This is a genomic window from Sediminibacterium ginsengisoli (assembly GCF_900167075.1).
GTDB classification, from domain to species: domain Bacteria; phylum Bacteroidota; class Bacteroidia; order Chitinophagales; family Chitinophagaceae; genus Sediminibacterium; species Sediminibacterium ginsengisoli.
The window spans coordinates 188368-211334 of record NZ_FUWH01000006.1 but is presented as its reverse complement, the minus strand read 5'-3'; the positions used below and the strand labels follow the sequence as shown (position 1 = coordinate 211334).

Sequence of the window (22967 nt, the reverse complement as noted above, 5' to 3'; positions counted from 1 at the left end):
ATCAGGTTAATCTGTTTGAAATAATGGGAACCGATACGCACAATAAAACAATCCATAACAGCAACGCAAGCCATGATACAGCATGTGTTTTTACTGCATCGGCTGTATCTGGTGAACGGTAATCGAAGTCTGCCATTTTAGAAAAGAAATCAGCGCCAACCTGGTAATTGTAGGTGAGATAAGCCGAACCGCTGTTCGCAAGTTCCATATTGAGTGTTCTTACAAATTCATCACGGTAATTTTTTGCCTGGTGATGAAATGCAAGGTGATGGCCATAATCGGTACCTGCTAAGCCCATCGATACCTGTTGCTGTGAGATATAGGGATTCAGCAAGCCCGCCAAACCAAGATCACGTTGCTGTTGCCGGATCGTTTTCTCAACATCGCCCGCATATCGTTCATAAACCCGGGCATTGTAATCCTCGCCCAGCTGCATTGATAAGCCATCGAAATTTACCGGCAGTTGTTTCACCGAATCAACACCATATTTTTTCAGTGTCTCCGCCAGGTATCTGGCATAACGCTCGGATCGGTTCCCGTCTTTATCCATGCCTTTACTGTTAGCCTGACTCATTGCAAGATTAAGCTCATAACGCGATGGTAAAGGATGTGCCGTATCAATGATCCTGATACTTAAACGAGGCATCAGCACACAGAAAAGCAGCCAGATAGCAAGTCCTGTTACCATAGACGTACCTGAGCTTTTTACAAGCGCCGAAACCAGCACAAACAAAACTGTAAAAATCAAAAAGTAACCGAGATAACTCAGCGCAAACAAAAGGTAACGGCCAGTCATCACCCATTGCCCGCCGAAAGCAACCGGCAAAAACATCAGCAGCATAACCGGCAGTACAATGGCTAATACAAGCAGGTAAACACCACCGATCTTTCCCCATACGATTGACGCAGGCTTCACACCCTGAACCAGCAACATTCGTAAAGTATGTGATTCACGCTCGCGCGACAATGTATTAAATGCCACAAATAATATCAGCAACGGAACAAGGAGCTGGAATACCATTGCTACCGACAATTCTCCAAAACGGAGCTCGCTGTCGGTATCTTCTGCCACGCTTTGATTCACATCGTGCTGCAGATGCGCCTCAACGCGGTAGTAATTACCGAGGAAATTGGTCAGCCCGTTATCATAAATACTTAAATATGAATCAGGTTTGAAAAGATAAGTCCCGAAATGGGCAGCTGAATGCGGATTGGCATGCTGGTGCTCCCATTCTTCGCGGAACATTTTTGCAGCTTTTTCCTTTTTCACACGCAGATCCCGGTGCCGCTGCATCCCGGTCAGGAATGCAGCAATGGTCAGACATAGGATCAGCAATGCCAGCAACAAAAAAACGCGATCACGCAAACTGGTACGGAACTCTTTTCGGGCAACGGTCAGCGCATTTGAAAATTGATTCATCATTGATTGGGTTTAGCGGAATGAGCAACTGAACGTTACGATGATGTTTCTAGGCATACCCGGCGTATAAGAATTGGATATCCCGCTTGCAGCATAACGTTTGTCTGCAAGATTATTGGCATTCACCTGCAATGCGTATTGCCTGATACGGTACCCCAGAAAGGCATCAAACACAGTATATTCCGGCATCACGAGCGGGGTAAGGTTATTGGTTTTTACATTGCTGAAAAAACGGCTGCCCACATACTGGAATCCACCTCCTGCGAAAAGTCCTTTGAAAATTGTATTGTTAAAGCTGTATTTAAACCAGCCATTGGCACTACTGGTGGGCGTATTGGCAAAACGCTGACCTATATCTTCAGGCTTCTTTGCTTCCGTGATCATGGTCATGTTGTAGTTGTAATTAAGTGTTACATAAAGATTGGAAAGCAGGCTGCCTTTAATACCCATTTCAACACCACGACTTCTGACAGCACCGATCGCTTCCTGGCGGTTGGGTTGCGTTGGTGTGGGCGAAGCCTGTAACACGTTCCATTTCGTGAGCTGATAAATACTCAGGAAGGGCTGAAAATTACCCTGGAAAAAATCGCCTTTGAATCCGACTTCGTATTGTTTGGAAGTTTCAGGCTCAAACGGTCCGCCATATTCTGCATAATTACCGGAATGCGGAATAAAACCTTCGTTATAATCCGCATAAACTGATACGGTGCGCACAGGCTGGTAAACAATGCCAAACCGGGGCGACAGGTTTTTTGTATCCAGTGGTTTCTCATCGTTCTGCAACGTGCCGTCCTGCCTGATGGCGAAATAAGTGCGGTGATAATTATTCAAACGCAGTGAAGCCAGTACTTTAAGTTTCGGCGTAATCTCAACATGGTCCATGATGTATGCGCCAAGTGTATTGTATTTGAACCTTTCGATCCTTGTATTGTAATACATGGTCATTCCTGTGGAATCATAATGCGGATCATCAGCTCCGGAATAAACATTGATCTTTTTAGCAGCGTATTGTAAAAGTCCATCCGGATAATTGCTGTACGAATCCATGAGGTCTCCGCCAATGGTAAGGTTATGTATCACAGCACCTGTTTTTACTTTACCGGTAGCATATAGGTTTACAGTCGTTTTAGGCGAATAAATCTTTTGCCAGCTGTAGGATCTGATAACTGTATTATCCGCAAGACTTACAAATCCGGATGCTGTATACTGTGCCCGTTCGGCCCGGCCTTCGTTGTATGCCAGTAACAGTCCCATTTTCCAGTTTTTGCCGAGACTTTGATCGAAGAGAGATTGGATCTGGATATTGTTTCCTTTATAATAGCTGTCTTTTCCAGGACTAAATGTGTAAGGCACGAGGAACATGCTGTCGGTATTCCGGGTGTTGTAGATCGGAACACGGGGCTGGTAGTTATTGCTGGCATCGTCATTGATATAGTTGAAATTGACCTGCCAGCTGGCGCTTTTGGCGATCTCCCATTTTACGGAGCCGTATAACTGAAAACTCCTGTAATTGTAATCGCGAGTAAATTTCCCGCCATTCTGTAATCCGGTACCGGCAAGGAAATAGAGTTTTTTGTTTTTGGTAAGACTACCTGTAACATCAGCCTGTACACGGAACAGGTTGAATGAACCTCCCGAAACAGAAGAATTGATGGCTGTATATTTCTTCGGCTGTTTGGTTACCAGATTGATATTGCCGCCCAAAGCCCCGGGGCCGTTCAGGCTGGCGGAAGGGCCATGAATTACTTCTACTTTTTCAATATTGCCTAGCAGGGCAAGCTGGCCCTCAGGGTAAGGCGAACCAACAATACCGTTGGTTGTGATTGCGCTTGCGCTGGTTGTAAATCCGCGCGATGAAAATCCACCGTAAAAATCAGTGGCTGTAAGCCCCGCAACATTTTTCAAAGCTTCGTCAAAAGAAAATGCCTGCTGATCGTTCAATACATTTCTGTCTACAGACTGCACACCCTGCGGCAGATCCCGCAAGGCAGTATTGTTCCTGGTAAGGGCATTCACTTTCTCTTTTCCGATACGGCTTAAAACGGTCACTTCTGTAAGTGTGCGGTGTAATACATCCAATCGTAAATAGATCTGGTAAGTTTGTCCCTCCCCGATCGAAATGTTCTGTTTACTGGCAACATACCCGATACCCGATGCTACAATTGTATAATTACCGGCCGGAATTTGTGTGAAAGAAAAATTGCCGGACTGATCAGTAAGCGTTTGTAAACGCGTACCCTGCAATTGAATGATGATACCGGAAATAGGTTGCTGCGCGGTATCCTGTATGGCCCCTTTTAAAACAGATTTCTGTGCAGAAATGGCTGCGGCACAGAAAAAGCATAGCAGTAACATGCAAAAACGTGTCATGATAAATAAGCAGTATTGATGAGTTAATAATGGAACAGACTGGCACAACAGCATAACAATGCCTGTGCAGTGAGCCTGGGTTACATGTAAACAGTAGGTGGATCAGATCAGACCGGGAGGTCCGCGCAGCACAATATTCGCTTCTTCATTCGAAGGAACAACTGCAGGAATAAATGATACAAACGTATCGCAGAAGGCTACCGGGAAATCAATTACAAATATCTCCGGAACTGTATTTCCGTCTTTTGCAAAATGAAACTGGCAGATACTGCACCCCTGCTTATTCTGCTGGCCCGCCAAAGTTGAAAAACACTCACTTTGCCAGCTTTTGCTGCAATGATGGTGAAAGCTCTTTACAAGGTGGATACCAGTAAACAACAATAACAGCACCATGGCTGTCAAACATTTGAAGAATGATGTTGTTCTCGTATTCACATGAGTTTTTTAAGACTGTACAACCCGTTCTTGTTTCAATTCACGATCATTTCATTTTGCAATACCGTTGCAAATATATCATTTCTATTCAATTCGCATCATTGTTGCATAAATTATTTATTGATGGTAGCATGCATGTGCTCCATTTACAGGCAATATTTACCTGCGGCCTTGATCAATACCTGCGTTGCAGAAAGTGCCGAAAAATAATATGAGAAGGTTATTGCCTGTGCTGGATTTATGCTTAACCAGAGAAACGATTTGGGCAGGCATAAAAAAAGCCCGCCTTCGCTGGAGCTTCGGCGGGCTGGGTCGGGAAGACAAGATTCGAACTTGCGACCCCTTGCACCCCATACAAGTGCGCTACCGGGCTGCGCCACTTCCCGAACAATTGGTTTTCAGAAGTTTCTGTTGTCATTTTAACAACATCATTCCTGTTAACCGGGGTGCAAATATAGGGCTAAAACAAAAAATCAGATTATATTGCACAAAATTTTATAACCGCTACATGAAGATCCTCCTAAGGCAAGTTGAGATTGCCGATCCGGCATCCGCGTTCAATGGTCTGGTAAAAGATATTTTAGTTGATGGTTCACAGATTGTCCGGGTAGCGGATTCCATCCCGGAGCAGGGAGATGAAACAATTGTTGATGCAAAAGGTTTACTCGCCTCCACTGGCTGGGTCGATTCTTTTTCTCATTTCTGCGACCCGGGTCTCGAACACCGCGAAACCCTTCAGAGCGGTGCTGCAGCAGCTGCGGCAGGTGGTTTTACAAGGGTTTTTGTGATCCCTGATACAAAGCCTGTAGTCGATAATAAAAGTACTGTTGAATATATTGTCCGCGCCAGCACTCAGCTGCCTGCAGACATCCATCCTATCGGCGCCGTTACCAAAAAAGCAGAAGGCAAAGACCTCGCCGAACTCTATGATATGCGCAACAGCGGTGCGGTTGCATTTTCAGACGGACTTCATACGGTTCAGTCGGCCGGCCTTTTCCTCAAAGCACTGCAGTATGTGAAAGCATTCAGCGGTGTACTGATACAGGTTCCGGTAGATACCAGCATCAACTCCGGCGGCTTGGTCAATGAAGGCATCATTTCTACCAGGCTCGGCCTGCCGGGCTTACCGGCCATAGCAGAAGAGATCATGATCAAAAGAGATCTCGATCTGCTGCGTTATACCGGTTCAAAGCTTCATTTTACAGGTGTTTCCACACAAAAAGGAATAGAGCTGATTGCTGAAGCACGTAAAGAAGGACTCGATATCACCTGCAGCGTTACCCCCTATCACCTGTTTTTCTGTGACGAGGATATACAGTCGTACGATACCAACCTCAAAGTATCCCCGCCGCTGAGAAGCCGTGCAGACATGATGGCTTTGCGTGAAGCTGTAACCGGAGGACACGTTGAATGTATCGCATCGCACCACCTGCCGCAGGACTGGGATGCCAAAACCTGTGAATTCGAATATGCAAAGCCGGGTATGATCGGGTTACAGACCGCATTTGCCGCCATCAACACGGTATTGCCGGAGGTCAGCAATGACAGGCTGGTAAAGCTTTTCAGCAGCAATGCCCGTAATATCTTCGCGTTACCGGAACTGCAACTTGCCGAAGGGCAGCCGGCGGAACTGACCCTCTTCAGCAGGAATGGTGAAACAGTGCTGACCAAAGAAACAAACCGCAGCCGCTCAGCCAACTCTCCTTTTATGGATCGGGAACTGAAAGGAAAAGTTTTCGGAATTATACATAAAGGACAGTTAACTTTAAACTAACTAAAACAGCTTATATGAAAGTCAATGTACTGAACGAAGGTGCAAAATACGGCGCAATCTGCGGACTGCTCGCCATTGTGATCATGTACGGATCATGGGCTATGGGGCTGAATACATTTGTATCGGTCAGCTTCTGGGGTAATTTTCTGCCCTATATGATCGCGATCATACTCATCGGCGGTTTCCAGTTAAGGAAACAGAACGGGGGTTACCTGCCTTTTGCAGAGGCATTGAAATTTTCATTCTTCTCTTATGTTGTGGCAGCTATACTTGTTGCGGTGGCTACTTATGTACTGTATAACCTGATCGACAAAGAACTTACGCAAAAATCCATGCAGATAGCGCTCGAAAAGACACGGGCCATGATGGCACGTTTCGGTGCCAACGAAGAGGAAATGGCAAAACAGCTTAAAAAAACCGAAGAGGGTTCAAAAGAAACCGGTATCGGTAAAATTTTCCTGGGAACGGGAATTGGCCTGATCTGGGATTTTATCAAAGCCCTTTTGATCACCCTGATCATCCGTAAGGAAGAGAAGTTTACAGATTAATCAGCTCAGCATGGACGTATCTATAGTAGTACCCTTGTTTAATGAAGACGAATCACTGCCGGAATTGTGCAGCTGGATAGAGAATGTTGTCAACGCAAACCAGCTCTCCTACGAAGTGTGGCTGGTAGATGATGGCAGTACCGATAACAGCTGGGAAGTGGTTGAATCCATACACCGGAAAAACCCTCATTTCAAGGGCATCCGCTTCCAGCGGAATTATGGTAAATCAGCTGCCCTGAACGAAGGCTTCAAAGCAGCGCAGGGCAATGTGATCATTACGATGGATGCAGACATGCAGGACTCTCCAGACGAAATCCCTGAACTCAGGCGCATGATCCTGGAAGACGGTTATGATATGGTGAGCGGCTGGAAAAAGAAACGTTACGACAATACGCTTACCAAAAACCTTCCATCCAAGCTTTTCAATGCAGTAGCCAGGAGAAGTTCCGGTATTATACTGCATGATTTCAATTGCGGACTGAAAGCTTACAAGAAAAAAGTAGTAAAAAGCATAGAAGTATTCGGCGAAATGCACCGGTATATCCCGATCCTCGCCAAATGGAGCGGCTTCAGGAAGATCGGAGAAAAAGTAGTAGAACACCGGCCGCGGAAATACGGCGTAACCAAATTCGGCTGGCAAAGATTTGTGAATGGCTTTCTGGACCTGGGAACCATCATGTTCCTCGGAAAATTCGGTAAGAAGCCGATGCAGTTCTTCGGATTGCTGGGCACGGTATTCTTTCTTATCGGTTTTATTGCCAGCATCTACCTGATCATCGGAAAGTTTGCATTGCCTGATTTTGCGCTGACCAACAGGCCAAGCTTTTATATAGCACTCACTACCATGATCATAGGTGTACAGCTTTTCCTTACCGGTTTTGTTGCCGAGCTCGTTACGCGCAATTCAGCCGAAAGGAACACCTACCTGATCGAAAAGAAGTTGCAGTAAACAGATACCAGAAAGATGAACAACAAAGTGATCATCATAGGGCCGGCCTGGCCGTTACGTGGCGGACTGGCATCTTTTGATGAACGGCTGGCAAAACAGTTTTCTGCACAGGGCTTCGATACCTCGATCTATACTTTTTCCTTGCAATACCCGGATTTTCTTTTTCCCGGCACTACCCAGTATTCTTCCGAACCTGCACCGGAAGGCATTGACATCAGGGTAAAGATCAATTCCATCAATCCGTTCAACTGGTACAAGGTAGGACGTGAGTTGCGCAAAATGGCACCGGCACTCATCGTTGTACGATTCTGGCTGCCGCTGATGGGGCCATGCCTGGGTTCTATCCTGCGTATTGTAAGGAAGAACCGGAAGACAAAAATCATCTGCCTGGTTGATAATATCAAACCACATGAAAAAAGACCAGGCGATATTCCTTTCACACGCTACTTCGTAAAAAGCATAGATGCTTTTCTCACCATGAGCGAGCAGGTGAAAAAAGATCTCACCGGATTCACTGCAAAACCAGCAGCCCTGGTACCGCACCCGCTGTTCGATAATTTTGGTGTATCCGTGCCCAAAAATGAAGCCAGGAAAAAACTGGGATTAGATCCCGATGATAAGATTATCCTGTTCTTCGGCTTCATCAGGAAATACAAAGGTCTTGACATGCTCCTGAAAGCCATGGCAGATGAAAGAATACGCCGGTCAGGCATCCGCCTGATGATAGCCGGTGAATTTTATGAAGACCGCAAAGAATACGATGAACTGATCCGCACGCTGAATATCGGGCCGAAACTGATTCTTCATACCGATTTTATCCCCGACAGTGAAGTACGGTATTATATGAGTGCAGCCGATTTTGTGATCCAGCCTTATCATCATGCCACACAAAGCGGTGTAACTCCCCTCGCCTACCATTTCGAAAAACCAACGCTGGTAACCAATGTAGGCGGATTGCCGGAACTGGTACCGCATGAAAAAGCAGGTATTGTGGCAGAACCCGATCCGCAGTCCATCGCAAGCGGAATACTCAGGTTATACGAACTCGGTGAGCCATTGCTGCATGCCAACCTGCTGCTTGAGAAAAGAAAATACAGCTGGGAGACCTTTACCAGTGCCCTGCTCACGCTGGCCGGTAAAAAAGGAGCAGGTGGAATTATCCCAAACTCTTAATAACTTTGTAAATAAGAACCTGTTCACAGGCCTGATTTCTTTCACAATATTGTTATTGATCGTATGTCCATTATAAAAAAGCTCATAGACGACTCCATCTCCGTTAAACAAAAACTTTCAGAAGACGAACAGCTGATAGCCCTGATCGAAAAAGCAGTAGATGTGGTAACCGAGGCTTTCAATAAAGGAAAAAGGGTCTGGTTTTGCGGTAACGGCGGCAGCGCGGCCGATGCACAGCATCTTTCCGCAGAGTTTTCGGGCCGCTTTTACAAGAACCGCAGGGCATTACCTTCCGAAGCATTGCATTGCAACACATCTTACATGACTGCAGTAGCGAATGACTACAGTTATGATGTGATCTATGCACGCCTGGTAGACGGCATCTGTGAAGAAGGCGATGTGCTGATCGGCCTCAGCACTTCAGGCAATTCCGCCAATATTGTAAATGCATTTGAAACAGCAAGGGGAAAAGGCATCCATACCATCGGCCTTACCGGCGAAAATGGCGGCCGCATGCGTGAACTCAGCGACATCCTGCTGAACGTTCCATCTACTGTTACACCACGTATACAGGAATCGCATATCCTCATCGGACATATTATCTGTGAACTGGTGGAAGAACGCATTTTCGGCTAAACCGGTTTTCAGAAAACTCATATATGACTACTTTGCCTGTTATTGACCAAAGCTGGACACTCTATCTCGATCGCGATGGTGTGATCAACCATGAGAAAAAAGAGGATTATATCCGCAACAGCAGCGAATTCGTATTTTACGACGACAGCCTGGAGGCCCTGGCCATACTTGCTGCACAGTTCAGCAGGATCATTATTGTAACCAACCAGAAAGGTATCGGCAAAGGCCTCATGACCACGGACGACCTCACTGATATCCATACAGGCATGACAGAAACGATCACAGCCTCCGGAGGAAGGATAGACCGTATTTATTACTGTGCAGATCTTGCCGACGATTCTCCCAACAGGAAACCCCAGCACGGCATGGCATTACAGGCGCAGGCAGATTACCCGGAGATCATCCCTGCAAAAACCATTATGGTAGGCAACCGCCTCAGCGATATGCAGTTCGGGCGGAATGCGGGTGCATTTACCGTTTACCTTGCCACCACGCACCCTGAAACACCAGATCCGCATCCGCTGATCGACGCGCGCTTTAACAACCTGCTTGATTTTGCCAAAGCCGTTACAGCCAGCCCGGCAGGTTAATTTGATAGTCTAACAAAATATTAAGACACCATAGCAGATATTTGCAATAGCTGCACAGGCAGTCATTATACCAGTATGAAAAAAATACCTGTATTATTTTGGGGCATATTGCTTTTCATAACGTCTTCGCTGCACGCGCAGAATGCGGCAGGCAGGCAGCAACTGGCAGATATCGAAAATACCATGCACCAGTATGCCGAGACCATGGCCCAGGCCAATGAAATGCCGGATCGTTTCCGGGCTGATAGTCTTTTCACGAGAGCATTGGTACGTGCATTACAGGTTCCTAACTCATTCGGCTATCCTTTCGAATCGCTCACCAGCATTTCAAGGTTATATGCGCCGGACAGCACTTTCCGTATTTTCACCTGGCAGGTAATGAAAGACCTCACGTATTATCGCCAGAAAGGTGTGATCCAGATGAAAACCAGCGATGGTTCATTGAAGATCTACCCATTATTCGATGCCTCTGAATTTGCCGACAATCCAACCGATTCCGTGCGCACCAACCGGAACTGGATCGGCGCGATCTATTACAATATCATCCCTACTGAATACAACCGTAAAAAATATTATACCCTGCTCGGTTATGATGAAAACGACGCGCGTAGCAGCAAGAAGTGGATTGAAGTCCTGTCTTTTGCACAGGATGGCACCCCGCAGTTCGGCGGCCGTTTCTTCAGTTATGCCAATGACCCGATCAAACCTGCCCAGCCAGCTTTCCGGTTCGCGCTTGAATATAAAAAGGATGGCAATGCAAAGCTGAATTACGACAAAGACCTCAACATGATCATCTTCGCACATCTTGTAAGCGAGTCTGGTGAAACAGATAAAAAATATACTTTGTTGCCACTGGGCACTTATGAAGGGTTCAAATGGCTGGGCGGCCGCTGGGTGCACCAGCCGGTGGTGGCAGAGATCGATCCGCGTTCCAGTATCAACCCGCAAAGAGTAAAAGTTCCGGAAAGACAATAACGGTTCAACCTGGAAAATAAAAAAGCCGGTCATCTGTAAACAGAGCCGGCTTTAATATGTTGATACGTGATCTTATCCTAATCGAGTTTCAATACGGCGAGGAACGCTTCCTGCGGAACTTCTACGTTACCGATCTGGCGCATCCGCTTTTTACCTTCTTTCTGTTTTTCCAGCAGTTTACGTTTACGGCTGATATCACCGCCATAACATTTTGCGGTTACGTCTTTACGCATAGCGCTGATGTTTTCACGGGCGATGATCTTCGCGCCGATCGCAGCCTGTATCGCGATCTGGAACTGTTGTTTGGGCAGAAGTTCTTTCAGTTTTTCACAAAGCTTTCTTCCGAAATCCTGTGCACGGCTGCGGTGGATCAATGCACTGAGCGCATCTACTTTATCATTGTTCAGCAGGATATCCATCTTAACGATGTCCGCATCACGGTAACCGATCGGGTTATAATCGAATGACGCATAGCCTCGTGTTGAGCTCTTCAGTTTATCATAGAAATCGAATACGATCTCCGTGAGCGGCATTTCGAAGATCAATTCCACACGTGTTGGCGTGAGATAACTCTGATTAATGAGAATACCTCGCTTACCCAGGCAAAGCGTCATGATATTTCCGATATAATCGGGCAGCGTAATGATCTGTGCTTTGATGAATGGTTCTTCGATGCGGTCGATCTTTACCGGCTCCGGCATTTCCGCGGGATTGTTCACTACGATCTTTTCGCCCCTGGTTGTGTAAGCCATAAAGCTTACGTTCGGCACGGTAGTGATCACCGTCTGGTTGAACTCGCGCTCCAGGCGTTCCTGGATGATCTCCATATGCAGCAGGCCGAGGAATCCGCACCGGAAACCAAAGCCAAGGGCCTGTGAGGTTTCCAGCTCAAAAGTCAGCGATGCATCGTTCAGCTGTAATTTATCCATACAGTCGCGCAGCTCTTCAAACTCATCCGTATTTACAGGAAAGATCCCCGCGAATACCATCGGCTTCACTTCCTCGAAACCATTGATCATTTCACCCGGATTGTTCGCAAGTGTAATGGTATCTCCCACTTTCACTTCTTTCGCATTCTTGATACCTGTAATGATATAACCTACATCACCTGCCTTTACTTCATTCTTGGGTGTCATTGAAAGCTTCAGCACGCCTACTTCATCCGCAAAATAATCATTGCCGGATGCCACAAAACGGATCTTGTCGCCCTTGCGCAGCACACCGTTCAGGATCCGGTAATAAACGATGATACCACGGAAGCTGTTGAATACGCTATCGAAGATCAATGCCTGCAGGGGTGCTTCGTAGCTTCCCTCGGGCGGAGGTATGCGTTCTACTATGGCCTGGAGTATTTCTTCAATACCGATACCGGATTTACCGCTGGCCAGCAGGATGTCTTCCTGTTTGCAGCCGATCAGGTCCATGATCTGGTCTGTCACTTCCGGTATTTTAGCACCATCCATATCGATCTTGTTGATCACAGGTATGATCTCAAGATCATTGTCGATGGCAAGATATAAGTTGCTGATCGTCTGCGCCTGTATACCCTGGGAGGCATCTACCAGCAGCAGGGCTCCTTCACAGGCGGCCAGTGCACGGCTCACTTCATAACTGAAATCCACGTGGCCGGGTGTATCGATGAGGTTCAGTACATAGTGTTCACCTTTGTAATGATAATCGATCTGTATCGCATGACTTTTAATTGTAATGCCTTTTTCCCGCTCCAGGTCCATATCATCCAGCACCTGGTTCATCATATCCCGCTCGCCAATGGTCTTGGTATGCTCTAACAGCCTGTCAGCCAATGTACTTTTACCATGGTCGATATGGGCAATGATGCAGAAATTCCTGATATTCTTCATAAGTCGGCAAAGATATAGAAGTTAGGCAGTTTCTGCGTTACCCGGGTGGCTGTAATTCGTAATTATTCGTTATTAATTAACCCCTGGTCTGGATGGCTTTTACAAAATCGCTTACCAGGTAACTGATCAGCTTGCCCGTGGAAGGGTCTTTACGTCCGTCCAGCAGCTGTGTAGCCCCTTCGCAAACGTGGAGGTAAGCTGCTTTACTGGCGGCAGCGGCATAGCTTACATATTGCCTTGCCTGGGCCGTGGTAAAGCCCGATGGCGTGGCCGCGCTGCTCAATACGCCCTCAATTGCATCCAGGTCCAGCTCTATTCCGCAGAGGGTATCCTCTGTAAAACCCGTTGCATGCGCCACGGCCTGTAAAAAACTATACTTTTCGCGGATAAAGATGTCTTCGTAGGTGATACAATCGATGAAAGGGTTATTCACCATATCCATCCACACGTTTTCGGGCAGGTAATTTTCATGAAGCCCTACCACGCAGTATTTTTCCAGGTAACCATCCTCTTCTGCATAAGTAAACCCGTTGCCGCTGTGCCGCCCCTCCATCGGCCGCAGGTCTGCATGGGCATCCAGGTTAATGGCATTGATCTGTGCCAGCGGTATGATCCCTTTTTTATAAAACCCTTTGGCTGCTCCTTTGATACAGGGATAAGCGTTGTTATGTCCGCCCCCGATCACAATAGGGATCTTACCCTGTTCGGCGATCATATGTACCAGCTGCTCTACTTCATCATCGATGATATTTACAGCATGCCGGTAACCCTCAATACGCTCGTCGCTGTTCTGTGCATTCTGATCGATAATTTCTTCCAGCGCGGAAAAATCGAAATGTCCGGCCAGCAACACTTCACTTCCTTCGAAGAAATCGTTGCTTTGAATATTCAGGAACGCCTGCAGGAACTGGAACCAGGCAGAGCCCGCTCCGCCTACACCCAGGTTGGCTTTTACGCCTATATCTTCCGGTATACCAATAAGTACAAAGGCGGCATCCGATTCTTCCAGCGATTTCCGGAGATCTGCAGTGTGCTTAAGCACCTGGATCCGTTCTCCGAGCTTTGTTTCGAAGCGCCTGGTCCTGGTAAAAACAAGCACATCTTCTTTATGGTAAGGCTTAAAATGTTTCATAATACCGGATTTTTAAAGTTGTTCATTCGATTGTATTTCTACCGGTGCCGCCTTATAAAAAAGCATGCCCAGCATCATGATAAAACTGGTAACAAGTATCACAAAAAAAACAATCCCTTCATTGAATGATGAAAGCCTGAAGATGCCGGGAATCTTGTAAAACAGCAGGATCGTCACCAGCCCGCGCGGAATGAACACCACTTCCGGATAAACGCTTTCCCTCAGGAAAAAACGCAGGTAGAGAAAACGTGTTACCAGCAGGATCAGCACAATAAGTCCGCCGATCAGCATTACATCCTGCGAAAACATCAGTTTTACATCTATGGAATAACCGAAAAGGATAAAGAAGAATGTTCTGATCAGGAAAGATGTTTCGGCCGTGATCGAATGCAGGAACTGTGTGGTTTCTTTCACTTTTTCTTCCGGGAACGCATTGCGGATCCTGCGTGAACGGATCAGCGACCAGTTGTTCATCAGCAGTCCGAAAAAAAGAATGATGATCAGTGACGGCAGGTGCATCATTTTGCCGCTTTCATACAGGAAAATCAACAGGGCGAAGATGAGGAAGAACTTGACATTCAGTCTTGATTTTGCCAGGATCACAAACAGCAGGAATGAAAAAAGGAACGACAGCACAACGGCCACCACGATATTTCCAAAAAACTGCACCAGCGAACTGCCGGTAAGTTCCGTATGATCTGCAAAATAATTGAACACCAGTACCCCGATGATATCTGCGAAAGATGCCTCGTAAACCAGGAACTCCTTTTTGGCTTCCGTCAGCTGGTGCAGACTCGGAATAACGATAGCGCTGCTCATAATAGCCATGGGAATGGCATATACGATACAGTTATGTAAAGGCTCATGCAACCAGTAATACAAAACAGCAGCAATGCCTCCTGCCGATAAGAAAAAGATAACAATGGCAGAAAAGAACGAACTCCTGATCAGGCTTAGTTTACTGCGCCCCAGTTTCAGATCGAGCCCTGCTTCCAGTACGATCATGATCAACCCGATCACACCAAGAAATTCCGTAAGCCGCGCCGGAAATACGATGTTGATGTCGCGCGCATCCGTAACAGCCCGGGTAATCATGCCGGCCATCAGCAGCAGTAACACGGATGGCACACGGATATACCTCGAGAGTATCGAAAAAAGATATGAAACCACCACTACCAGGCAAAGTATAATCAGTATCCATTCTGTAGACAAGCTTCCCATAGGGTTAAGTTACGTTTTTTTTACAGGAAGTTACCATTGATCATTACCCTGTCTGTCAACTGAGACCCGAATGCATAAGGCAGATAGGCCAGCGACGGAACAGGCTTCGTAAAAATGAGGTTTGCTTTTTTGCCCACCGTAATACTTCCTGCTTCATTTTCCAGTTCCATGGCATATGCGCCATTGATGGTTGCTGCATTGATGGCTTCTTCCGGCAGCATTTTCATTTGTATACAGCTCATGGCAACAACAAGATTCATATTGCCGCTCGGACAGGAGCCGGGGTTAAAATCTGATGCCAGTGCAACTGCACAACCCGCGTCGATCAGTTTGCGCGCCGGCTGAAAAGGCATACGCAAAAAGAAGGCTGCTCCCGGCAGCAATGTACCGATGGTATCAGCGCCTGCCAATGCACTGATTGCTGCATCGTCCATCGTTTCGAGATGATCGGCTGAAACAGCTCCTAAGGCAACTGCTGCCTGCACACCGCCCGAAAGATTCAGCTGGTTGGCATGGATCTTGGGTTTCAGTCCTGCGGCCATTCCCGCACGGCAGATGGTGATGGTTTCTTCGGCACTGAAAAAGCCTGTTTCACAAAACACATCGATATAATCAGCCAGTCCTTCGGCTGCAATAACCGGCAGCATTTCATGAATGATGAGATCGATGTATCCCTGGTGATTCTCTTTGTAATCAGGCGGATAGGTATGTGCCCCGAGGAATGTGGCTTTTACCGGTATCGGCGCTGTTTCACGGATCCTTTTGATCACCCGCAGCATTTTCAGTTCACTGTCAACGGTAAGTCCGTAACCGCTTTTGATCTCGATGGCACCGGTACCCAGACGCATCAGTTCCTGCAGACGAAGCATCGCCATTTCGTACAGGGAATCTTCAGCTGTAGCTTGCAGTTTCCTTGCCGAATTGAGAATACCGCCGCCTCTTGCGGCGATATCTGCGTAACTCAGCCCTTTTATTTTATCTACAAACTCTTCTTCCCTGCTGGCGGCAAAAACGAGATGAGTATGACTGTCGCACCAGCACGGAAGCACCATAGCCTGAGCGGCATCGTAAACAGCCGCATTTTCTGTTGACGGCAAAGTATCCATGCTGCCATAGCTATGGATCAGGCCGTCTTTCACGCGCAACCATGCATTTTCAACAACAGGCAATGATGCCAGCATATTCCCGCGCAAAACCGCATTGGTTTCGCGTGTATTCACCAGTTGTCGTATGTTTTTTACAAGTAGTTCCATTAATGGCAAATTAGGGTTTATTTTCGGTTATGATCTGCACGCTCACCATTGTACGTTATCCGCGATGGCTCGGCTGGGCCGGACTGTTGTCTATGGCTTTATTCCGGCTGCCCTTATTATCCGGGAAAGATAAAGGCTTTTCCAAACTGATGGGCTGCGGTAAAAACGGAACATTCAGTAAAATGCCCGACTGGCGCCAATGGGCAGTATTACATACCCGGACATCCACACCATCATTCATCACAGCCTGGTGGCGTTTTTTCCGTTGCAAAGTATGGCAGCTGGAACTCGAACCGATAGAAGGCCATGGCAGCTGGAACGGCAAAACAGTATTTGGTGCGCTGCAGCGCGAAACGGGTTATGAAGGGCCGGTAGCGGTATTAACCAGGGCAACGATCCGTTTAAGTGCGCTAAAAAGATTCTGGCAGCATGTGCAGGGCGTATCCGATGTAATGCAGCAGGCCGAAGGCTTTGTAACTTCTGTAGGTATAGGCGAAGTACCCTGGATCAGGCAGGCCACATTCAGCATCTGGGAAAGCAAAGCAGCCATGAAAGCATTTGCCTACCGCATGCGGGAACATGCGGCAGTTGTAACCGCAACAAGAAAGGAAAAATGGTACAGTGAAGATTTATTCGTTCGTTTCCGGATACATTCGTCTACAGGCGGTCTTTAAAAAAGAATGTTGTAAATTGCAACATAACAATGCATCACTGCACTACCATATCATTCGCTACAGCACATTTCGCGTGGATGTACCGCGGCCTTAACCCGATGCCGGATCATTGACGTTCCTGCACAATACACGGTCTCCCTTTTTTATTTTATTGTTTAACGATCATCGTATGGTTAATAAATTATCCGTTACCTCCGAAATAGGTACGCTCAAACGTTTACTGGTACATAGTCCCGACAGCGGTATTGGAAAAGTAGTTCCGTCGAAAGCACAGGACTGGCTTTTTGAAGATATTGTACACCTGGACACGATCCGCCGGGATGAATACGATTACTACACCAAAATATTATTGTATTTCCTGGATCCGGCAAAGATCAAAGGCCGGCTTGCAGAGATCGATGCACCTGAGAACAAAAGGAATTTTTATAAGCCGGAACATGCGGATTTTTACCGCTCCGACAAAGTGATAGAACTGGAATGGCTGCTTGCAGATATTCTTGAGAATTATGATATCCGTGTAAAGCTGGTTGCTTCCGTTACAGCCATAGAAAGCTGCACTTACCAGGTGCAGAAAGATTTACTCACCTATTCTCCGGGCGAGCTCGCCAAGCTCTTTATTTCAGGAACCAGCCGCGAAAAACAGATGCTGTTTGCGCCGATCCCGAATTTTATTTTCACAAGAGATATCGGCATCACTATCGGAGATCATGTGCTGCTCAACAAACCTGCAAAAAAAGCGCGGACAAGAGAAGCCCTGCTTGCGAAGTATATTTTCTTCCACCATCCTTTTTTTGAAGCCTGGCAGGATAATATCATTGAGTTGCCGGATTATAGTCACAGTTTCCTGCTTCCCGAAGAAGAGGAAGAGAACCGCAAGATCACACTAGAGGGCGGCGATATCATGGTCATCAGCAGCAGGCACCTGCTGGTAGGTGTAAGCGAACGCACATCGCCCGAAGCAGCAGTTGCCATAACAGGCATCATGTTCGAAAAAGGGCTGGCAGATAAAGTAACCATTATCCGCATTCCCCGAAAAAGGGATTATATGCACATCGATACGGTCTTCACACAGGTGAAAAAAGATGTGTGGGTGATGCTGGGCAATTTCTCCCGGAAAACCATCAAACACGAGGATGAGAAAGCCATAGAACGGTTGCTGGAAGTAAAAAAGGAAGAAAAGATCAAAATACTGCAGTTCCATAAAGACGCGCCGGAAAACCCGGTGAGCTTCGAAAGCCTGGAAGACCTGCTGGCAGATATCAGCAGAACAGACCTGCATTGTAAGGGCGAAGTCCGTTTCATTTTTTCCGGCAATAATGAATTTCCTTATAATGCCAGGGAACAGTGGACAGATTCCTGCAACCTGCTGGCGCTGAAAGAAGGTGTTGTGCTCGGTTACGACAGGAATGATAAAACCACAGAAGCATTCCGGGAAGCCGGTTTCAGCATCGTACATGTAGAAGACCTGCTGCCGCAGCTGGAAGCGGGTACTGTTTCCACCGACAGCATCAAAGATACACTAATCCTGATGCCTTCAGCAGAGTTATCCAGGGCACGAGGTGGCTTCCATTGCATGAGTATGCCGTTGTGGCGGGAAGAACTCAGCTTCAGTGAAACCGTTTAACGGGCATTTATTAAAAAGATATTTTATGCAGCAACAGCATACTTCACATATCCTTATGATCAGGCCGGCAGGTTTTGGTTTTAACCCCGAAACAGCCGTGAACAACAGTTTCCAGGTAAATACGGGCCGGGATGCGCAGGAGCAGGCACTCAAAGAATTCGATGATTTTGTAGCGCTTTTACGCAGCAAAGGCATCGATATACTGGCAGTGCAGGACACACCGGAACCGCATACGCCGGATTCTATCTTTCCGAATAACTGGATCTCTTTCCACGATAACGGACAGGTAATCCTTTACCCGATGTTTGCCGAGAACCGCCGCCGCGAACGCAAGCAAAGCGTTATACAGGCCGTTCAGGAACATTTCAGCATTACAGAGATCAGTGATCTCTCGCCTGCCGAACAAAAGGATCTTTTCCTTGAAGGAACGGGAAGTATGGTGCTCGACAGAACAAACCGGATCTCTTATGCCTGCATATCTCCCCGCACCAACCCCGCACTTCTGCAGCAATGGTGCGAAGCCATGAAATACACTGCAGTTCCTTTTACAGCCACCGATCGTAACGGCAACCTGATCTATCATACCAATGTAATGATGTGTGTGGCAGACAAGTATGCGATCATCTGTACAGATACCATTGCAGATTTAGCAGAAAGAGAACAGGTACTCCGCCAGCTGGAAGAGAACGGCAAAAAGATCATCACCATCAGCTTAGCCCAGATGGATCATTTTGCGGGCAATATGCTGCAGGTGCATAATAAAGACGGGCAGGCTTTCCTGGTCATGTCGTCACAGGCTTATCACAGCCTTGATGCGGAACAGGTTGCAGCTATTGAAGCTTTCGATCCCATCATACACTCTCCCATCCCAACCATAGAAACCAATGGCGGAGGTAGTGCGCGTTGCATGATGGCCGAGATCTTCCTGCCGGCACGCTGAATTTTCAAACCTATAGTTTCTGGCCTCAGTGACCTTCAGGCCTATGAACGCACCCGGCTGAAGGTTGAAATCTGTAAACAGTGTTAGAAATAGCATCATCGTACTGCGCTGAGTCCCCTTCGGGAGACGTCAGCGGAGGCAGTGCAGATCGGTACGGTCAACCATTAACAGGAGAAGCCACAGTTGTGCTGCGCTGAGTCCCTCGGGAGACGTCAGCGGAGGCGGGTAAGATCGGTACGGTCAACCATTAACAGGAGAAGCCACTCGTTGCAGAGCTGCCTCTTCTGCCCGCGCAGATGCCTCCTGAAGGGGACTCTGCGCATACAGAGCTGCATATAGGAACAAACACCTGCACATAGCGTATAAGACGTAGCAAGTAATAACAACCCCGCCTGTCCGCGCAGATGTCTCCCGAAGGGGACTCTGCGCAACACGGAGCTGTATATAGGAACAAACACCTGCACATAGCGCACAAGTCGTAGCAAGTAATAACACTATCCTCCCCTGTCCGCGCTAGATGTCTCCCGAAGGAGCCTCTGCGCATACGGAGCAGCATATAGGAACAAAGACCTGCACATAGCGTATAAAACGTAGCAAGTAATAACATCACGCGCATCTACCTTCCGCGAATGAGTGTAAGAAGCAAAATCACAGTTCAAAATGGCGTTTTCTTTATCACGTTTACCTGCGCAAGATGGCTGCCGTTATTTAAAATAACCAATGGTTACCATACGGTATACAAATGGTTCGATTACCTGAAACAGCAGGGACATTACATAGTAGCTTATGTAATCATGCCGAATCATGTACATGCATTGATAGCATTCAGCGCTACACAAAAGTCAATCAATAGCATCATTGGAAATGGCAAACGGTTTATGGCATATGAGCTGGTTTCATTACTGCAGACGCAAGGTAATAAGGCCATCCTGGAACAATTAGCCAGTTGGGTAAATGCAACAGACAGAATGAAGAACAAAAAGCATGAAGTATTTGAACCTTCATTTGATAAAAAAGAGTGCTTTAGCTTAAAATTTACACTAACCAAAGTCAATTATATTCATTGGAATCCATGCAAGGCGGGATTGGTTAAGCTTCCGGAGGAATATGTCCACAGCTCAGCCAGGTATTATTTTACAGGATTGCAGGGAGTTTATCCGGTGATTACTTATATGGAGTTGCAGGATGTGGATTTATCTCTCTGCATTTTGAGTAATGGATAGGGCATGCTGCGCAGAGTCCCCTTCGGGAGACGTCTGCGGAGACCATCGGCCTGTTATTGCTTGATGAACACTCTGCGGAGAATGAGACCCTGCGGAGGACGAAAACTTTATCCTTCGGGGAGACGTTTACAGCGACCCATCGGTCTCTGGTTGCTTGATGGACACTCTGCGGAGGATGAAAACGTCTGCGGCGACAGACCCCGCGGAGGATCTTAGTATACCTTACCTTCTGCGCAGATGTCTCTCGTAGAGGACTCTGCGCTATCACGGGTATGCACTTTTAGGAGGTTCTTGTTATACTTATACAGGTAGTTAGCCGAAGCTATTATGGCTCTTGCAGCATCTCGCTATTTGCATCTTGAACAATGGCGAGAGCGTGCTGCGCTGAGTCCCCTTCGGGAGACGTCAGCGGCGGCCATTAGACTCTTATTGCTTGACGAACACTCTGCGGAAGATGCAATATGATTAGCAGGATCTTAGTATACCTTACCTTCTGCGCAGATGTCTCTCGTAGAGGACTCTGCGCTATCACGACGCTGCACTTTAGGAGTTTTTTGTTATACTTATACAGGAGTTGGCCGGAGCTATTGTGGCTCTTGCAGCATCTCGCTATTTGCATCTTGAACAATGGCAAGAGCGTGTTACGCAGAGTCCCCTTCGGGAGACATCTGCGGCGACAGACCCTGCGGAGGATTAAAGAATGAAAAGGACACCCTGCGGAGGATAAAAATAGCATCATCGTACTGCGCTGAGTCCCCTTCGGGAGACATCTACGGCGACCCATCGGTCTCTTGTTATTTGATGGACACTCTGCGGAGGATGAGGATTATGTCCACAGTTCAGCCGGTTATTATTTTATAGGATTTCAGGGTGTATATCCAGAGTTGCAGGATGTGGATTTATCTCTCTGCATTTTGAGTAACGGATAGGGCGTGCTGCGCAGAGTCCCCTTCGGGAGACGTCTGCGTAGGACAGACCATGCGGAGAATAAGGGGCACCGGCGGCGCTATTGTGATTTTTTCAGTATCTCCGCTATTCGCATCTTAAGCAATGGCGTGAGCGTGTTGCGCAGAGTCCCCTTCGGGAGACGTCTGCGACGACCCATCGGTCTCTTGTTATTTGATGGACACTCTGCGGAGGATGAAAAGTCAATCAATACCATCATTGGAAATGGCAAACGGTTTATGGCATACGAGTTGGTTTCATTACTGCAGAAGCAGGGCAATAAAGCCATCCTGGAACAATTAGCCAGTTGGGTAAATGCAACAGACAGAATGAAGAACAAGAAGCATGAAGTATTTGAACCTTCATTTGATAAGAAAGAGTGCTTTAGCTTAAAATTTACACTAACCAAAGTCAATTATATTCATTGGAACCCATGCAAGGCGGGATTGGTTAAGCTTCCGGAGGAATATGTCCACAGCTTAGCCGGTTATTATTTTACAGGATTTCAGGGTGTATATCCAGTGATTAATTATATGGAGTTGCAGGATGTGGATTTGTCTGTCTCTGCATCTTGAGTAGGGCGAGAGCGTGCTGCGCAGAGTCCCCTTCGGGAGACGTCTGCGGCGACCCATCGGTCTCTTGTTACTTGATGGACACTCTGCGGAGGATGAAAAAATGAGCCCTATTCTAAGAGCATCTTATAAAAATCAATATACTGCTCTCCTCCTGCTGCAATAGCACAACGATTAATATATGCAGATGTAATAGAATATGGAATTTCAGCTGAAATACTTTTTAATTTTGAAGTTAAACATTCACTACATACCAGCAATGCCTCTAAAAAATTTGCGCTATTTGAGGCACATTCCCATATTATATGATCAAGATTAGCGTAATCTAAAACAACAATTTTTAATGTTAATTTCTCTAAAATCAATATATCAGCATCAACATTTCCTATTTTATAATAATCAACATTTTCAATGGGATTATTATAAAACTTAATAATTCCAATTTCCAAATTGGAACAATCATAGCTATTCAACAATGTAAGAATTGGATCTTTTAAGAAAACTAAATTGTCATTGGTTTTCAAAGTACAATTATAGCTACTTATCAGTTGTTCAATAAAATCATCAGGCATGTCAAGTCCCTTAAACTCTTCCTTTAACGGAGCTAACATCTTAAGCTTTTCAACAAATAATGAGGCTTCCATAATTGTT

20 protein-coding genes and 1 tRNA gene are annotated in these 22967 nt (G+C 46.7%); 12 read left to right on the top strand and 9 right to left on the bottom strand.

Translation table 11 applies throughout. The features are described from left to right. Position 1 precedes the first annotated feature (1 nt). The 4 genes from B5D42_RS11875 to B5D42_RS11860 form a co-directional block, all read right to left on the bottom strand. Positions 2-1423, bottom strand: coding sequence for a DUF3526 domain-containing protein (locus B5D42_RS11875; protein ID WP_078831729.1), 1422 nt, complete (start codon positions 1421-1423; stop codon positions 2-4). A 9-nt stretch (positions 1424-1432) separates the two neighbouring features. Then, positions 1433-3790 carry a TonB-dependent receptor gene (locus tag B5D42_RS11870; protein ID WP_176112994.1) on the bottom strand — a complete coding sequence of 786 codons (2358 nt, stop codon included), beginning with the start codon at positions 3788-3790 and terminating at the stop codon, positions 1433-1435. 102 nt (positions 3791-3892) lie between these two features. Next, complete coding sequence (locus B5D42_RS11865) at positions 3893-4225, bottom strand: hypothetical protein (protein WP_139367128.1); 333 nt, start codon at positions 4223-4225, stop codon at positions 3893-3895. A gap of 312 nt (positions 4226-4537) precedes the next feature. Then, positions 4538-4611 (bottom strand) — tRNA-Pro (locus B5D42_RS11860). Positions 4612-4733: 122 nt separating this feature from the next. Here B5D42_RS11860 and B5D42_RS11855 point away from each other — a divergent pair. From B5D42_RS11855 to B5D42_RS11825, 7 genes are all read left to right on the top strand, one after another. After that, positions 4734-5999 (top strand): dihydroorotase, encoded by a 1266-nt coding sequence (locus tag B5D42_RS11855; protein ID WP_078831726.1) that lies wholly within the window; start codon positions 4734-4736, stop codon positions 5997-5999. Between the two features lie 14 nt (positions 6000-6013). Next, entirely contained in the window at positions 6014-6547 is a 534-nt protein-coding gene (locus B5D42_RS11850; protein ID WP_078831725.1) for a DUF4199 domain-containing protein, read from the top strand. Between the two features lie 10 nt (positions 6548-6557). Continuing rightward, complete coding sequence (locus B5D42_RS11845) at positions 6558-7496, top strand: glycosyltransferase family 2 protein (protein ID WP_078831724.1); 939 nt, start codon at positions 6558-6560, stop codon at positions 7494-7496. A gap of 15 nt (positions 7497-7511) precedes the next feature. After that, complete coding sequence (locus tag B5D42_RS11840) at positions 7512-8669, top strand: glycosyltransferase family 4 protein (protein ID WP_078831723.1); 1158 nt, start codon at positions 7512-7514, stop codon at positions 8667-8669. 63 nt (positions 8670-8732) lie between these two features. Further along, positions 8733-9305, top strand: coding sequence for a D-sedoheptulose-7-phosphate isomerase (locus B5D42_RS11835; protein ID WP_139367127.1), 573 nt, complete (start codon positions 8733-8735; stop codon positions 9303-9305). Positions 9306-9328: 23 nt separating this feature from the next. Continuing rightward, the gene (locus tag B5D42_RS11830; protein ID WP_078831721.1) at positions 9329-9895 is read left to right on the top strand and encodes a D-glycero-alpha-D-manno-heptose-1,7-bisphosphate 7-phosphatase; all 567 of its coding nucleotides are present in this window, start codon (positions 9329-9331) and stop codon (positions 9893-9895) included. 75 nt (positions 9896-9970) lie between these two features. Continuing rightward, on the top strand, positions 9971-10870 hold the full coding sequence (locus tag B5D42_RS11825; RefSeq protein ID WP_078831720.1) for a hypothetical protein: 900 nt from the start codon (positions 9971-9973) through the stop codon (positions 10868-10870). Positions 10871-10947: 77 nt separating this feature from the next. On the opposite strand, the gene lepA is transcribed toward B5D42_RS11825, so the two are convergent. The 4 genes from lepA to hutI all read right to left on the bottom strand — a co-directional run bounded on the left by lepA (position 10948) and on the right by hutI (position 16338). After that, complete coding sequence (gene lepA / locus B5D42_RS11820) at positions 10948-12732, bottom strand: translation elongation factor 4 (protein ID WP_078831719.1); 1785 nt, start codon at positions 12730-12732, stop codon at positions 10948-10950. Between the two features lie 76 nt (positions 12733-12808). Then, complete coding sequence (locus B5D42_RS11815) at positions 12809-13864, bottom strand: formimidoylglutamase (RefSeq protein WP_176112993.1); 1056 nt, start codon at positions 13862-13864, stop codon at positions 12809-12811. A 12-nt stretch (positions 13865-13876) separates the two neighbouring features. Next, positions 13877-15085, bottom strand: coding sequence for a cation:proton antiporter domain-containing protein (locus tag B5D42_RS11810; RefSeq protein ID WP_078831717.1), 1209 nt, complete (start codon positions 15083-15085; stop codon positions 13877-13879). A 20-nt stretch (positions 15086-15105) separates the two neighbouring features. Then, positions 15106-16338, bottom strand: a complete 1233-nt coding sequence (hutI, locus tag B5D42_RS11805) for an imidazolonepropionase (protein ID WP_078831716.1) — start codon at positions 16336-16338, stop codon at positions 15106-15108. A 29-nt stretch (positions 16339-16367) separates the two neighbouring features. Here hutI and B5D42_RS11800 point away from each other — a divergent pair, with 29 nt between their 5' ends. The 5 genes from B5D42_RS11800 to B5D42_RS11780 all read left to right on the top strand — a co-directional run bounded on the left by B5D42_RS11800 (position 16368) and on the right by B5D42_RS11780 (position 22319). Continuing rightward, positions 16368-17012: a spheroidene monooxygenase gene (locus B5D42_RS11800; protein WP_078831715.1), complete on the top strand. Its 645-nt coding sequence runs from the start codon at positions 16368-16370 to the stop codon at positions 17010-17012. A 169-nt stretch (positions 17013-17181) separates the two neighbouring features. Beyond that, entirely contained in the window at positions 17182-18636 is a 1455-nt protein-coding gene (locus B5D42_RS11795; protein WP_078831714.1) for an arginine deiminase family protein, read from the top strand. A 25-nt stretch (positions 18637-18661) separates the two neighbouring features. Next, entirely contained in the window at positions 18662-19576 is a 915-nt protein-coding gene (gene ctlX / locus B5D42_RS11790) for a citrulline utilization hydrolase CtlX (protein WP_245825660.1), read from the top strand. Positions 19577-20370: 794 nt separating this feature from the next. Next, positions 20371-20799: a hypothetical protein gene (locus B5D42_RS11785; protein ID WP_245825658.1), complete on the top strand. Its 429-nt coding sequence runs from the start codon at positions 20371-20373 to the stop codon at positions 20797-20799. 1184 nt (positions 20800-21983) lie between these two features. After that, positions 21984-22319, top strand: a complete 336-nt coding sequence (locus B5D42_RS11780; protein ID WP_139367126.1) for a hypothetical protein — start codon at positions 21984-21986, stop codon at positions 22317-22319. Positions 22320-22426: 107 nt separating this feature from the next. On the opposite strand, the gene B5D42_RS11775 is transcribed toward B5D42_RS11780, so the two are convergent. After that, positions 22427-22960, bottom strand: a complete 534-nt coding sequence (locus B5D42_RS11775; RefSeq protein ID WP_078831711.1) for a hypothetical protein — start codon at positions 22958-22960, stop codon at positions 22427-22429. Positions 22961-22967: the final 7 nt, after the last annotated feature.

What these genes read in the sequence shown, in the direction of transcription:
- B5D42_RS11875 (WP_078831729.1), bottom strand. Translation starts at nt 1,423, where the DNA reads ATGATGAATCAATTTTCAAATGCGCTGACCGTTGCCCGAAAAGAGTTC.
- B5D42_RS11785 (WP_245825658.1), top strand. Translation starts at nt 20,371, where the DNA reads ATGCCGAATCATGTACATGCATTGATAGCATTCAGCGCTACACAAAAG.
- hutI (WP_078831716.1), bottom strand. Translation starts at nt 16,338, where the DNA reads ATGGAACTACTTGTAAAAAACATACGACAACTGGTGAATACACGCGAA.
- B5D42_RS11855 (WP_078831726.1), top strand. Translation starts at nt 4,734, where the DNA reads ATGAAGATCCTCCTAAGGCAAGTTGAGATTGCCGATCCGGCATCCGCG.
- B5D42_RS11815 (WP_176112993.1), bottom strand. Translation starts at nt 13,864, where the DNA reads ATGAAACATTTTAAGCCTTACCATAAAGAAGATGTGCTTGTTTTTACC.
- B5D42_RS11845 (WP_078831724.1), top strand. Translation starts at nt 6,558, where the DNA reads ATGGACGTATCTATAGTAGTACCCTTGTTTAATGAAGACGAATCACTG.
- B5D42_RS11835 (WP_139367127.1), top strand. Translation starts at nt 8,733, where the DNA reads ATGTCCATTATAAAAAAGCTCATAGACGACTCCATCTCCGTTAAACAA.
- lepA (WP_078831719.1), bottom strand. Translation starts at nt 12,732, where the DNA reads ATGAAGAATATCAGGAATTTCTGCATCATTGCCCATATCGACCATGGT.
- B5D42_RS11780 (WP_139367126.1), top strand. Translation starts at nt 21,984, where the DNA reads ATGGCATACGAGTTGGTTTCATTACTGCAGAAGCAGGGCAATAAAGCC.
- B5D42_RS11840 (WP_078831723.1), top strand. Translation starts at nt 7,512, where the DNA reads ATGAACAACAAAGTGATCATCATAGGGCCGGCCTGGCCGTTACGTGGC.
- ctlX (WP_245825660.1), top strand. Translation starts at nt 18,662, where the DNA reads ATGCAGCAACAGCATACTTCACATATCCTTATGATCAGGCCGGCAGGT.
- B5D42_RS11830 (WP_078831721.1), top strand. Translation starts at nt 9,329, where the DNA reads ATGACTACTTTGCCTGTTATTGACCAAAGCTGGACACTCTATCTCGAT.
- B5D42_RS11825 (WP_078831720.1), top strand. Translation starts at nt 9,971, where the DNA reads ATGAAAAAAATACCTGTATTATTTTGGGGCATATTGCTTTTCATAACG.
- B5D42_RS11810 (WP_078831717.1), bottom strand. Translation starts at nt 15,085, where the DNA reads ATGGGAAGCTTGTCTACAGAATGGATACTGATTATACTTTGCCTGGTA.
- B5D42_RS11775 (WP_078831711.1), bottom strand. Translation starts at nt 22,960, where the DNA reads ATGGAAGCCTCATTATTTGTTGAAAAGCTTAAGATGTTAGCTCCGTTA.
- B5D42_RS11800 (WP_078831715.1), top strand. Translation starts at nt 16,368, where the DNA reads ATGATCTGCACGCTCACCATTGTACGTTATCCGCGATGGCTCGGCTGG.
- B5D42_RS11850 (WP_078831725.1), top strand. Translation starts at nt 6,014, where the DNA reads ATGAAAGTCAATGTACTGAACGAAGGTGCAAAATACGGCGCAATCTGC.
- B5D42_RS11870 (WP_176112994.1), bottom strand. Translation starts at nt 3,790, where the DNA reads ATGACACGTTTTTGCATGTTACTGCTATGCTTTTTCTGTGCCGCAGCC.
- B5D42_RS11795 (WP_078831714.1), top strand. Translation starts at nt 17,182, where the DNA reads ATGGTTAATAAATTATCCGTTACCTCCGAAATAGGTACGCTCAAACGT.